Origin of the sequence: Arundinibacter roseus (assembly GCF_004348825.1) — a bacterium.
Classification (GTDB): Bacteria; Bacteroidota; Bacteroidia; order Cytophagales; family Spirosomataceae; genus Arundinibacter; species Arundinibacter roseus.
In genome coordinates, this window is sequence record NZ_SMJU01000004.1 from 362,901 (window position 1) to 375,968 (window position 13,068).

Annotated in this window: 12 protein-coding genes; 7 read left to right on the forward strand and 5 right to left on the reverse strand. The window is 44.0% G+C overall.

Going from position 1 to position 13,068, the window contains the following annotated elements; all coding sequences use genetic code 11:
- Window positions 1–49 precede the first annotated feature (49 nt).
- From rpmI to EZE20_RS08080, 6 genes are all read left to right on the forward strand, one after another.
- Complete coding sequence (gene rpmI, locus EZE20_RS08055; RefSeq protein WP_132116323.1) at window positions 50–247, forward strand: 50S ribosomal protein L35; 198 nt, start codon at window positions 50–52, stop codon at window positions 245–247.
- Between the two features lie 100 nt (window positions 248–347).
- Window positions 348–692 carry a 50S ribosomal protein L20 gene (gene rplT / locus EZE20_RS08060; protein WP_132116325.1) on the forward strand — a complete coding sequence of 115 codons (345 nt, stop codon included), beginning with the start codon at window positions 348–350 and terminating at the stop codon, window positions 690–692.
- Window positions 693–808: 116 nt separating this feature from the next.
- Window positions 809–1,426, forward strand: a complete 618-nt coding sequence (locus EZE20_RS08065; RefSeq protein ID WP_132116327.1) for a DUF937 domain-containing protein — start codon at window positions 809–811, stop codon at window positions 1,424–1,426.
- Between the two features lie 261 nt (window positions 1,427–1,687).
- Window positions 1,688–3,607 (forward strand): molecular chaperone DnaK, encoded by a 1,920-nt coding sequence (gene dnaK, locus EZE20_RS08070; protein WP_132116329.1) that lies wholly within the window; start codon window positions 1,688–1,690, stop codon window positions 3,605–3,607.
- 163 nt (window positions 3,608–3,770) lie between these two features.
- The gene (locus EZE20_RS08075) at window positions 3,771–3,986 is read left to right on the forward strand and encodes a hypothetical protein (protein ID WP_132116331.1); all 216 of its coding nucleotides are present in this window, start codon (window positions 3,771–3,773) and stop codon (window positions 3,984–3,986) included.
- A complete protein-coding gene (locus EZE20_RS08080; RefSeq protein WP_132116333.1) occupies window positions 3,983–4,801 on the forward strand; it encodes a glucose 1-dehydrogenase in 819 nt (272 codons plus the stop codon). Before EZE20_RS08075 ends, EZE20_RS08080 begins: the two co-directional genes overlap by 4 nt.
- 81 nt (window positions 4,802–4,882) lie before the next feature.
- Here EZE20_RS08080 and EZE20_RS08085 read toward each other — a convergent pair whose 3' ends face one another.
- Both EZE20_RS08085 and EZE20_RS08090 read right to left on the reverse strand, forming a co-directional pair.
- Window positions 4,883–5,575, reverse strand: a complete 693-nt coding sequence (locus tag EZE20_RS08085; protein ID WP_132116335.1) for an OmpA family protein — start codon at window positions 5,573–5,575, stop codon at window positions 4,883–4,885.
- A gap of 30 nt (window positions 5,576–5,605) precedes the next feature.
- Window positions 5,606–6,274: a porin family protein gene (locus EZE20_RS08090; protein ID WP_165933436.1), complete on the reverse strand. Its 669-nt coding sequence runs from the start codon at window positions 6,272–6,274 to the stop codon at window positions 5,606–5,608.
- A gap of 311 nt (window positions 6,275–6,585) precedes the next feature.
- On the opposite strand from EZE20_RS08090, the gene EZE20_RS08095 reads away from it, so the two are divergent.
- Window positions 6,586–7,437: a tryptophan-rich sensory protein gene (locus tag EZE20_RS08095; protein ID WP_132116339.1), complete on the forward strand. Its 852-nt coding sequence runs from the start codon at window positions 6,586–6,588 to the stop codon at window positions 7,435–7,437.
- A 29-nt stretch (window positions 7,438–7,466) separates the two neighbouring features.
- On the opposite strand, the gene EZE20_RS08100 is transcribed toward EZE20_RS08095, so the two are convergent.
- The 3 genes from EZE20_RS08100 to pgmB form a co-directional block, all read right to left on the reverse strand.
- The gene (locus tag EZE20_RS08100) at window positions 7,467–9,725 is read right to left on the reverse strand and encodes a tetratricopeptide repeat protein (RefSeq protein ID WP_132116341.1); all 2,259 of its coding nucleotides are present in this window, start codon (window positions 9,723–9,725) and stop codon (window positions 7,467–7,469) included.
- Window positions 9,726–9,906: 181 nt separating this feature from the next.
- Window positions 9,907–12,222, reverse strand: a complete 2,316-nt coding sequence (locus EZE20_RS08105) for a family 65 glycosyl hydrolase domain-containing protein (protein WP_132116343.1) — start codon at window positions 12,220–12,222, stop codon at window positions 9,907–9,909.
- A gap of 35 nt (window positions 12,223–12,257) precedes the next feature.
- Entirely contained in the window at window positions 12,258–12,920 is a 663-nt protein-coding gene (gene pgmB, locus EZE20_RS08110; protein ID WP_132116345.1) for a beta-phosphoglucomutase, read from the reverse strand.
- Window positions 12,921–13,068 lie beyond the last annotated feature (148 nt).

A 13,068-nucleotide genomic window follows, 5' to 3' on the forward strand; every position in this document is an offset into this window, starting at 1 on the left:
GTATTTTTGCGGGCTGTTCAATTTTTTAACTAATTATAGACATTCAATCATGCCTAAAATGAAGACAAATTCGGGCGCCAAAAAGCGATTCAAGCTTACCGGCACCGGAAAAATCAAACGGAAGCACGCATTTCATAGCCACATCCTGACCAAAAAATCAACCAAGCGCAAACGCAATCTGGTGAAAACAGGTCTGGTAGATGTGACCAACGAAACCCGCATTCTTTCCCTGCTGGCAATGAATTAATTGCCACATGAGTACCCTTGGTTCAAGTTTCAACCCGATTGTCGGTTTATAAAGTCTGTACCGCTAAGGAAAGCACCGACCGTCAAAAAACAACAAAATTATGCCTCGTTCAGTAAATCACGTTGCGTCGCGTGCAAGACGTAAAAAAATGTTAAAGATGGCCAAAGGATACTTTGGACGTCGCAAGAATGTTTGGACCGTAGCCAAAAATGCGGTAGAAAAAGCGCTTGGCTATTCGTACATCGGTCGTAAACAGAAGAAAAGAAATTTCCGTGCCCTGTGGATTCAGCGTATCAACGCCGGTGCCCGTCAACACGGATTATCCTATTCTGCCTTTATGGGCAAAATTCATACGAGTGGAGTTGAGCTCAATCGGAAAGTTTTAGCCGATTTGGCCATGAACCACCCGGAAGCTTTTAAGGCAATTGTCGAAAAAGTTAAATAAGAACAGCAACCCTCACTTCGGTGAGGGTTTTTTTTTGACTGATTTTTGTGTGGGTGACTTTTGCATTAATTTGTAGTCAAAAATTATAAAACTTCAACACTTAACCATTCTCTATCATGCTAGAACAATTAATGGGGCTTATTCAGGATAATTCACAGGAAGCCATCGTAAAAAATCCTGCCGTCCCAAACGAAAATAACAATGATGTCATGCAAACACTCCTGGGTTCTATTACCGGCGGTTTGCAGCAGGAAGCACAATCCGGAAATATGGGTGGGCTAATGGGACTGCTTTCCGGCAATGCTGTGAAAAATAACAGCGCCGGGCTGTTGAGCAATCCAATTGTATCAGGTATTGCAACAAATGCCATTTCAAGCATCATGTCAAAATTCGGAATTTCAAACTCTGCGGCAAGCGGAATCGTGGCGTCCGTTTTACCAGGCGTTTTGAGCGGACTTATCAGCAAAACCAGCAATCCAAACGATCAAAGTATAGATTTCAACGGAATTCTGGGAAGTCTCATGGGCGGAGGCGCCTCATCAGCTGCGCCTTCCTCAGGTTTTGATTTTAACCAAATTGGCTACGCAATGGCTGATGGAAAGCTGGACATGAATGACCTCATGCGCATTGGCGGTAGCCTCATGGGCGGTGGCTCACAGGCACCGTCTCAACAACAAAGCGGCGGCGGACTGGATCTCGGAGGCCTGCTCGGTGGGCTTTTTGGAGGAAAATAAGTAGGCTACATATTTTTTAAGTAAAAAAGTCAGGGATAGCGATCACATGTGATCGCTATCCCTGACTTTTTTTGATGGACTTCTATAAAAAATGACATTTCTTGTACACAATCACGCATACAACAAAAAGTAACGAGTCTGGTGAACCTCTACGTACAATATCTCTGTCAATTTGTCAGAAGTGGATCATAATTAAGAAACTGGTACAGGCTTTTTGACCAAAGGTATTATCTAATATAAAGTAACAAACGATTAATAAAAATGGGAAAAATTATTGGCATTGACTTAGGAACAACTAACTCATGTGTAGCCGTCATGGAAGGAAACGAGCCCGTAGTTATAGCAAATAGCGAAGGAGCAAGAACAACCCCATCGGTGGTGGCTTTTATGGACAACGGCAATGGCGAACGCAAGGTAGGTGCTCCTGCCAAACGTCAGGCGATTACCAACCCGAAACACACCATTAGTTCCATCAAACGTTTTATGGGCAAGCGCCATGATGACGTTTCAGGTGAAATGAAAACCGTGGCCTATGATGTAGAAAAAGGCCCTAACAATACACCTAGGGTTCGTATTGGTGAAAGACTATATACCCCGCAGGAAATTTCGGCATTGATTCTTCAAAAAATGAAACAAACTGCCGAAGATTATCTGGGACAGGAAGTAACAGAGGCCGTGATTACGGTTCCTGCCTACTTCAATGATGCCGAGCGTCAGGCGACCAAAGAAGCCGGACAAATTGCCGGTTTGGATGTGAAGCGTATCATCAACGAGCCTACCGCCGCTGCTCTTGCCTATGGTCTTGACAAGCAGGATCAGGATATGAAAATTGCCGTATTTGACCTCGGTGGTGGTACCTTCGATATTTCTATTCTCGAATTGGGCGACGGTATTTTTGAAGTAAAATCTACCGATGGCGATACACACCTCGGTGGCGACGACTTTGACCAGGTAATTATCAACTGGCTCGCCGATGAGTTTAAAAAAGACGAAGGTGTAGACCTGACGCAGGATGCGATGGCGTTGCAACGCTTGAAAGAAGCCGCAGAAAAAGCCAAAGTTGAGTTATCAAGCTCTACCCAAACAGAGATTAATCTACCATATATTTTCCCGATCAACGGAATACCCAAGCACCTTGTTCGTACGCTCACCAAGGCGAAATTTGAGCAATTGGCCGATACGCTGTTTCAACGGATGATGGAGCCCTGCCGCCGTGCCATGAAAAATGCCAACATGAGCAACAGCGAAATAAACGAGGTAATTTTGGTGGGTGGTTCTACCCGTATTCCCCGAGTTCAGGAAGAAGTTGAGAAATTTTTTGGCAGAAAACCTTCCAAAAGCGTGAATCCCGACGAAGCCGTAGCCGTAGGTGCTGCTATTCAGGGAGGTGTGTTGACGGGCGAAGTAAAAGACGTACTGCTGCTGGACGTTATTCCCCTTTCACTGGGAATCGAAACGATGGGCAGTGTTTTCACCAAGCTGGTTGAATCAAACACAACAATTCCATCTAAAAAGACCGAGACATTTTCTACGGCAGCTGATAATCAGCCTTCGGTAGAAATCCATATTTTGCAGGGCGAGCGGCCATTGGCCAATCAAAACCGGACTTTGGGACGTTTCCACCTTGACGGTATTCCACCAGCACCACGCGGTGTTCCTCAAATTGAAGTAACCTTCGACGTGGATGCCAACGGTATTCTGAACGTTTCGGCACGCGACAAAGGAACCGGAAAAGAGCAGCGCATCCGAATTGAAGCTTCGAGCGGATTGACCGATGCAGAAATCGAAAAAATGCGGCAGGAAGCCAAAGCCAATGAAGCTTCTGATAAAGCAGAGCGTGAGAAGATTGATAAAATCAATGCGGCAGATACGCTGATTTTCTCTACCGAAAAGCAACTGACCGAATACGGCGAAAAACTTTCTGCACCGAGCAAATCTGCCATTGAGGCAGCTTTGGCCGAACTTCGTACCGCCCATCAAAACAAAGATGTAGCCGGTATAGACGCTGCCATGGAAAAACTAAATGGTGCCTGGCAGGCGGCTTCGCAGGAAATGTACGCTGCCGGCCCCGAAGCGGGTGGCCCCGGTGCTGCTTCGCAGCCTAACGCAGGTGGCGCAGGCGCTACTGCCAACGGTGCAAGCGAAGATGTAACGGATGTTAATTTTGAAGAAGTAAAATAATCGAACTCGTATAAATCCCCATTTCTCATGAAATGGGGATTTTTTATCCATTCCAATCATGAATGGGAATTTTCATTTACAATCCACACGACTATCTACAAAACAAGTACTGGTATCATTTTTTGACTCTTTTAAATCAATTGTCTAAAAACGAAAATCACCTATGAACAAATCCATCCATTCACCCGAATTAGCGTACTTATCACCTACCACCCGCGAAAGGGCAATTTTGCTTGCACAGCAATTGATGCTTTCAAAGAACCTTTCACCCGCTGATGCCATCAAACTGGCCATTTTGCAGGCCAAAGACTGGGCCGTTAAGAACATCAACCGGAATGTGTGGAAACGTTTGAAAACTGTTGAGAAAGAGGCCCTATGAGTACTGATTCCAGGAATTTCAAAGGACAGGTCGTGCTCGTCACGGGTGCGTCCTCCGGGATTGGTCAGGCGTGTGCGATTCACTTTGGGAGCTTAGGCGCCACGGTAATCGTAAACTATTATAGTGGAGAAGAAAAAGCCAACCAAACGTTGGCTCAAATCAAAGAAAAAGGCGGAGACGGAATCGCTATTAAGGCAGACGTAAGCGTGGAAGCGGACGTACTAAGCATGTACGAACAAATCCTGACTAATTTTGGACGTCTTGATGTATTGGTCAGCAATGCGGGAATGCAGGTAGATGCTCCATTTCTGGAAATGACCCTGGACCAATGGCAGAAAGTAATTGACGTGAATTTAACGGGTATGTTTTTGTGCACACGCGAAGCTGCAAAGCAGTTTATAAAGCAAGCCAAAGAGCAACCTGTGGAAGGTGATGGTGCACTTGGGAAAATTATTCTCATGAGCTCCGTACACGACATCATTCCCTGGGCAGGGCATGTCAACTATGCCGCCTCCAAAGGTGGAGTACTGATGTTTATGAAATCTATTTCACAGGAGCTTGCTCCAAAAAAAATACGCATAAACGCAATTAGTCCGGGGGCTGTTAAAACCACAATCAACAAAGAGGTGTGGCAGGATGAAAAAAAATTGAAAGAGTTGATGACGCTTATTCCCTATAAGCGAATTGGTACACCGGAAGATGTCGCTCGTGCCGTAGCGTGGCTTGCTTCTGATGATTCTGATTATGTCAATGGCGAAACCATGTATATTGACGGTGGAATGACGCTCTATCCTGAATTTATGGATAATGGCTGAGTACATAATTTTCATTAAAAGATCATTAAAAAAGCTGCGAAGGATAATCCTTCACAGCTTTTTTAATGAATTGAACCCAAACTATCGGCCTGCGGCTTCTTTGGATACCTCTTTCTTTACATTCTTTTTTAGTTTTTCACTTGCCGTAATCACAATCTCCACGCGGCGGTTTTGGTCCTGTCCACGTTTCGTGTCATTCGACACAATCGGCTGATTTTCTCCGTAGCCTTCGGTTCTCAGGCGCGAACGCGTTACCTTTTTATCCCGCAAATAATCCGCAACGGCTTTGGCCCGGCGCTCCGAAAGTTGCCTGTTGTAGTCTTCGGCACCCACATCGTCAGTATGCCCTTCGATCAAAATATCGGTGTCATCATATTCTTTGACTACCTCCGCCAAATTATCAAGGTTTGTGCGGGTTTCGGCAGTCAGGTCGTAGGAGTCAAAACCAAACAGCAAACCTGAATCGAAGGTCATTTTTATACCTTCACCAATTCGCTCAACCTTTGCATTTTCAACTTTTTGTTCCAGCTCACGGGCTTGTTTATCCATGTATACGCCAATCAGCGTGCCTGCGGTACCACCCACTGCCGCACCAATGATGGCGCCAACGGCCGTATTGCCCGACTTTCGGCCAATGACCGCACCGGCAGCAGCACCGCTCCCTACGCCAATGATTGCCCCTTTTTCCTGTCGCGACAACTTACTGTTTTTACATCCACTTATACCAACAGTCAGCATAAGGCCGGCTGCGGCTATGATCAGTATTTTCTTCATAAAATAAAGGTTGTGTGAGAAATTAGTTGATTAAAAAATGGCAAAACTCACCGTGGCTTGCCACAAATTTCCCTTGCGGCGAAGCTGAGAATTGAGGGTAGAATTGTCTGTATTGACGTCTACAATATTTGTAAAATTACCTTCGTAGCGCAGGTCAAGGCTCAGATTCCCAATATCAAACCCAACACCCGCCTGATAGCCGAGTGCTGCCCGATTGAAATTGTCCTGCACGCTGTTGGCACCAATTTCATTGAGCGCCTGACGCAAGCCACCGTTTTCGGACATACGCAACGAAGCAATCGGCCCGGCGTTGATCCGCAGCACATCTCCTACCCTAAATCCAATTAATACCGGAACATCAATATTTGTAAAGCGCACATCCACTTTATTTTCTTCATTGGTGGCACCGTCGCGAAAAACATTGAACATACCGCCTTTCTGTGAAAGAAGAAGCTCCGGCTGAATGAAAATTGTACTGCCAAAGCGAACAAAAGCACCGCCCACAAAACCCGTCAGGCGGGTACTCGTATTTCCAATGCGGATGGAAGGATCATTTGTAACAAAGACATCATCTCCGCGCAGGTTTGACAAATTAGCTCCGCCTTTCACACCAAATTTAAAGTTTCTACTCTGAGCCATCGAAAAACTTGTGGCGGTTAAAAAGAATAGTGACGCCAGAAAAAATAATTTCGTTTTCATAAAAAATAATTTTAGTACTTCACCTGCCACTAAAATTGTTGTACCGCATACCAGCATTTATACCTGACATCAATCATGTTTTGCATTATTACCAGCTAACGTTAAGATTGTCAATCGTTTTATATAAGATAATTTAGAAATCATGATGATTTAACCACCGATTTCCAGCCTTTACGATTTACTTTTATGAATGGGAAGAAGTAGAATAAAATCCCCAGTTTTCAGAATTTTGGAAGAAATATCGAAGGAATTACGTTGGAATATTATTTGGTGGCACTAAATGACCATGAAACCTAACTTTACCAGGCACTATGAAAACATACATTCCTGAATCGCATCCTGACGCAACAACCAAAGGGTTGCAAATTGCCAATATCATTTGCCTTGTGGTGATGATTACCGCAAATTTCCTGGCCAATTGGCTGCCTATCAATGGAAACACTACGGGCGAACTTTCGGCCAAATACCCTAACGTGTTCGTTCCAGCAGGACTGACATTTTCTATTTGGTCAATAATTTATTTACTGCTTATTGCCTTTACAATCTATCAGTCCGGTAGCCTTTTTTCATCAAAACCATCGGCAAGAAACACCATTGTGCGTTACGTTGGCGTTTGGTTTTGGGCCTCTTCTCTGCTCAATGCTCTTTGGATCGTTGTGTGGCATTATGAAATAATTCCGGCATCGCTTGGAGTTATGTTACTATTGCTTATGTGTCTAATATTTGCAAATTCGGGCTTTTACAATCTCAATGATTTTCTTTCTCCCAAAGAGCGTTTTCTCACCAAAGCACCTTTTGGAGTGTACCTCGGCTGGATTAGCGTAGCCACGATTGCAAATGCAACAGCATGGCTCGTGGGCCTGCGCTGGACAAGCGGCTTTGAGCAGGATACCTGGGCAATAATCATGATCTTAATAGGATTTTTCATCACCATCTTTGCTGCTACCCGATTAGTCAATGGCTACATTTCGCTGGCCGTTGCGTGGGCATTTACCGGGATCGTTATCAAACGTTTGCAGTCTGATCCGCTATTTTATACCGTTGCTTTGGTGGCAGGCTTGGGTGCGGTGCTGTTGCTGATTTATTCCATTTTCCTGATTCGAAAAGATCAGCATATCCCACAACGACAAACCGAGCCCAAAGCCTCGGATTTGTACAGTTAAGCTAAAAAGTGGAAATAGTTTAGGAATCTTCAAAAAACCGGACACTTGGTTCCTCTTCGATTGCCCCGGCGTTTCAATCGTACTTTTTGTGATTTGTAGGGTTGTTTTTTCGTCTTTACTACCGGGGTTTTCTTTTCAGAATACGGAAGAAGTTTAAAATCATATTCCGGAATAAAATAGTCTTCGTTGAACTCTGCGACAGGAAGTGGCAGGTAGTGGCGACCCGGAAAATGAAGCGTATCGTATTCATAATCATACAAATAAATTGTCACAAAACCATCCCGGCTATATTTGATTCCGATGTCGGAAAACGGACCATCATCTCCGGCAGACGCTACGGCACGAGCCAGTTCTTTTTGTTTTCCTTTGACCAGCAGGTTCATGTTGAACTGAAAAACATGATGTGCTGAATCAAGCTGTAAAGCCACTCCCAGATAATATTTGGCATCTTTCAATTGTTCTTGTCCGGCGTACAGAACAGCCGTATTGTTCAGCGCGCTTTTGTCCTGATAGGTCTGATAACTAAGTTTTGCTTCATCGTATTTTTCCCAATACCGATATACATTTCCCTGATTTACGTTATAAAATTTACGCAAAGGAGCCGATTGCATGGCATTGGAAAAATCAGAAAAAGCACGTTCGTAACTTGCGTCTGCTTCGGGCAATTGACGCTTTTGTTCAGAACGGTTGCCATGATACGCATTTACAATTCCCCGGTTATTGAGCAAATAAGGAATCGTTGGATTGGCCGCAACGAGACTATCAAAACGTGCCAGCGACTGATCCAATTGATCATTTTCCAGCAACACAATTCCCCAGCCATTTTGGGCTTTTATGTTTTCAGGATTGAGTGCAATTGCCTTTTGAAAAACCTGATATCCTTTTTTAAACATATCAAAATGAAGCAATAAGTTTCCATAATTACTCCACATTTGATCGTAGTTTTTCTCATAATTCAACGCCCGACTCAGATACTGTCCGGCCTGTGAGTAATTTTTTTGATCAATCAACACACCGCTTATTCCACCCATTGCCTCATAGCGCGCACCATCAAGCCGTAGGGCGGTTTCAAAATCGACCATCGCCTCTCCTGCCTTTCGGGTATAGTAGCGGGCAAAACCGCGACATACATACAAATCAGCGAGTTGAGGATTAGAATCATCGAAAAGTGATTCAGCTTTGGAAAAATCTGTTAGCGATTGCTCATAATTTTTCTTGCCAAAATGCGCCACACCGCGACCCAAATAAGCCGAGAGATAGGAACTATCCGCCTGAATTATCCGATCATAAATCGATAGTGCTTCGGCATATTTATGCTTTGTGACCAACACATTTGCCTGACCACACAACGCTACCGGACTATCCCGCATCATCGTTGCTGCCAGACGATAGTATTTTTGTGCTTCTTCAAATCTGCTCAGGGCATAGTAGGTATGTGCCAAACCCAGAAATGCTTCCTTTCTGAATTGTCGGTCTTCTGCTTCCAGGTAAGCCTCAAAAACTGCCCTTGCCTCCTGATATCGCCGAACTTCCAATAAGGCGTTTGCGTATCGAATTTGAGCTTTTGGATGACGTTTGGCTACTTTTTCAAAATCAGAAACGGCACGTTTGGGTTGTTTAAAATGCATGAGTACATCCCCGCGCAACAAGCGATAGGCAATGCCATTATCCTCTTGCCTAATAGCTACGTTCAGATTGTCTACTGCTTCCTGATCCTGCTGATTTAGTTTATAGAGCAAACCAAGATTATAATTCCATTTGCCCTTCGTGTTTCCAACGGCTTTGGTTTGCGCAAAGGAAAGACCATTTGTTACCTCCCCTTTTTGGCCATAAGCCGCAAGTGCATTTACTGCCGACCATTTACTGGCATCTGTGTTGGAAAGTGTGACAATTGCCTGATCAAAATTGCGATTCAGGAGATGAAGCAAACCTACATAATACGTACTTTGTGGACTAAGCGAATCCACAGAACCGAGCAAACGAAGACTTTTGCCGTAATTTCCAGCCAGTACATTCAGCGCCGCTTCATTGGTAAGTTTTTGAATGGAATCCGCCGGATTGTAGTAAAGTTTGTGATATTCCTGATACTTCTTTTGCAAATCTGCAAGCGCTCGCTGATACTCCGACGTCCGGATCAGAAGTGGATTATTTTCTTCAAACGATTGATTGAATGTTACCAGCAACCGCTCGTATTGATTTTGACACTCCTTAAAATCCTGCGCCTGAGCAAAGGTTAATTCGCTCAGGCACAGAACAAAAAGAAGAAAACAAACAAACACTTGCTTCATTTCAGGTCTCTAAAATTGTAACAACTCCCAAACAACGTACTGCCCGTTCTGTAAGACTAGTAACGTCGTGCTGGAAAAACGATTGTTAGTTTACCTGACATCGCTTTAATTTCTAAAATAAGAAAAAACAATATACTAACGTTCAATAATTTAGCTATTGGTCAGGGTTAAAACGTACCAATCAGGCTTTAAGTGGAAAAGCCTTTTGCCCCGCAACCAGTTCTTTTTGGCCGTGAACCACGATTTCTATTCCTGCCGCCGACGGATTGGTAATCAGAACTGAGTCCTGACTAACTGCAACTGTAAGCGTTACACCCCTGAATCCCAAACGAAAAGAGTAGGATTCCCACTCCTCAGGAATGTACGGATTCAGGATCAGTAAGCCATCCTGTACACGTTGCCCTGCAAAACCTTTCACAACACTCATCCAGGTACCGGCCATCGACGTAATATGCAAGCCGTCTTCGGTGTCGTTGTTATAATCGTCCAAATCAAGCCGGGCCGTGCGCAGGTACATTTCGTACGCCTTTTCCTTTTTACCCAGTCCGGCTGCTAAAATTGCATGAACACAGGGTGAAAGAGATGATTCGTGAACGGTCATTGGTTCATAAAAATCAAAATTTCTTCTAATTTCTTCTTCACTAAAATCCTCTTCAAAAAAATAAAGTCCTTGCAAAACGTCGGCCTGTTTGATAAAGCAAGAGCGCAGAATCCGATCCCACGACCATTTTTGATTAATCGGACGGTGGCTTGTTATTTGATCCACCGTCAACAATTCTTTATCCAGAAATCCCTCCTGCTGCAAATACACCTGTCTTTCGGAATCATACGGGAAATGCAGATTATCGATAATATGCTGCCATTGAGCTGTCTCTGAGGCAAAATCGAATGCAACTTTACTCGAAATATCCTCGATTTTTCCTTGATTCCGCACATACTCCAACGCTTCCAGCGTATAGCGCAAGGTCCATGCCGCAATGTAGTTGGTGTACCAGTTATTATTTACATTATTCTCGTACTCATTCGGCCCTGTCACACCCAGCATGACGTACTGATTTTTTTGAACCGACCAATTGACCCGTTGCTTCCAGAAGCGCGAAATGCCGATCAGAACTTCCAGCCCGTATTCCGTCAGATAGTCTTTATCGCCAGTATAGCGTACGTAATCATAAATGGCATAAGCAATTGCGCCATTTCGGTGAATTTCTTCAAAGGTAATTTCCCACTCATTATGACATTCTTCGCCAGTCATTGTTACCATCGGAAACAGCGCCGCCCCCATGTCAAACCCGAGTTTTGTGGCGTTCTCTATGGCTTTTCCAAGTTGTTTGTATCTATAAATCAATAAATTACGTGCAACTTGTTGTTCGGAGGTAGACAAATAAAACGGAATGCAATAGGCTTCTGTATCCCAATAGGTACCACCACCGTATTTTTCTCCGGTAAATCCTTTGGGGCCGATGTTCAATCGTTCATCTTTGCCGGTATAGGTTTGTTGCAAATGGAAAATCGTAAATCGGATTCCCTGTTGTGCTGCAACGTCACCTTTAATCTGAATGTCGTTTTGCTCCCATTTAGCTGCCCAGGCTGCTACGTGTTCTTCCAGTAACTGCTCAAATCCCTTTTCTGCCAATCGATTCAGGTACACTTTTGTATCAGGAATCAAATTTTCAGAAGTATGATTCATTGAAGACAAATTGACTGCGTATTTAAAAAGCGTCAATTCCTCATTTTGAATCAGTTGTACAGGTACTTTTCCGGCTACGTATTTTTCATCGCGTACAGGAAGCGACTGAAAATCAAGAATTTGTCCATTTTTTTTCAAGTCAAACCTCATCCCTGTCGCTACCTGATATTGCTCTACTCCGTATGGATTTGGCTTGGTTTCCATCACCAAAATACCTTCGGCAAATGAGGTTTCTTTCTTGATTTCGTTCCAAAAGGTTTCATTGTAATTTGAATCGCGGTTTTGGATATTTCCATCCAAAAAGGGCGTCAGGGTAATCGTCCCATCAAAATTTAGGGGAGTTATCGAATAAGAAATAGCTCCGGATTCGTCCTCCACCATATGACAAAACCGCCGGGTTCTGATTTTGAGCTGCTTACCTTCGGGCGTTGTCAGCGTACATTCTCGCTCCAGAACTCCTCTCTGCATATCAAGTACCCGCTGAAAATGTTCATAGGTACAAGTATTCAAATCCAGGATTTCACCGTCAATTTCAACCTCAATTCCGGTCCAGTTGCAGGCATTTAAAACTTTGGCAAAATAATTTGGGTACCCGTTTTTCCACCAGCCAACGCGGGTTTTGTCCGGGAAGAACACCCCGGCTACGTAGTTCCCCAGGAGTGTTTTACCTGAAAATCGTTCTTCAAAATTTCCACGCTGTCCCATCCGGCCATTGCCAAGGCTCATGAGGCTTTCGGTAATTTCGTTAAATTCTTTGTGAAAACCGTCTTCTACAATTTTCCACGCATCACGTGTAATATAATTTTTCATAGGTAATAAATGTATTTAGGAGGATTAAATCCAAATCAAGCTGCAAAGAATAGTTGCTGTATCACCTTCAAATCCAACGATTTGAAGGTAGATATAACAAAATCGGCCTCAGTCAAAATCGTAGGATCGCCCACGCCGATCGCTTTCATGCCGCCTGCTTTGGCAGCCTGCACTCCAGCTACTGCATCTTCAAAAACAACGCATTCTTCGGGCAGAACATCCAGGTCTTCGGCACCCATCAAAAATATTTCGGGGTCAGGTTTTCCTTTTGTGATCCGGTTGCCATCCACAATTATTTCAAGGTAATCGAGCATTTCGATGCGTTTCAGGATCGTTTCAGCATTTTTACTCGCAGAACCAAGGCCCATTTTTATACCTGCGGAGCGCAATGAGTCCATAAATTCCCGAACACCGGGCAACACATCATCAGGTGTCATTTGCTGGCAAAGTTCCAGATACCGAAAATTTTTAACTGTCGCCAGCTGCACTTTGGTTTCCAGGTCAAGCTCCACATTTCCAATCGCGAGAATAATATCCAGCGATTCCATGCGACTGATTCCTTTCAGCAGTTCATTTTGAGCGTGTGTCAGGTCAAAACCCAAACTTTGGGCCGTTTCGCGCCAGGCGATATAGTGGTACTGTGCGGTGTCAACAATAACTCCGTCCAGATCAAATAGACATGCTTTTAATGAGGGCATTTGTGGTTTGGTTTGGTAAATAGTTTACTTATATACAAGTGAAAAGTATCATGCTGACGCAAGGTCAGGAAAAAATATTCTTCAATTTTTTGTAAATAAAAGAAAAAAGGGACGAACCGTCAGGTGAACCCGCCCGGCTTATCCCTTT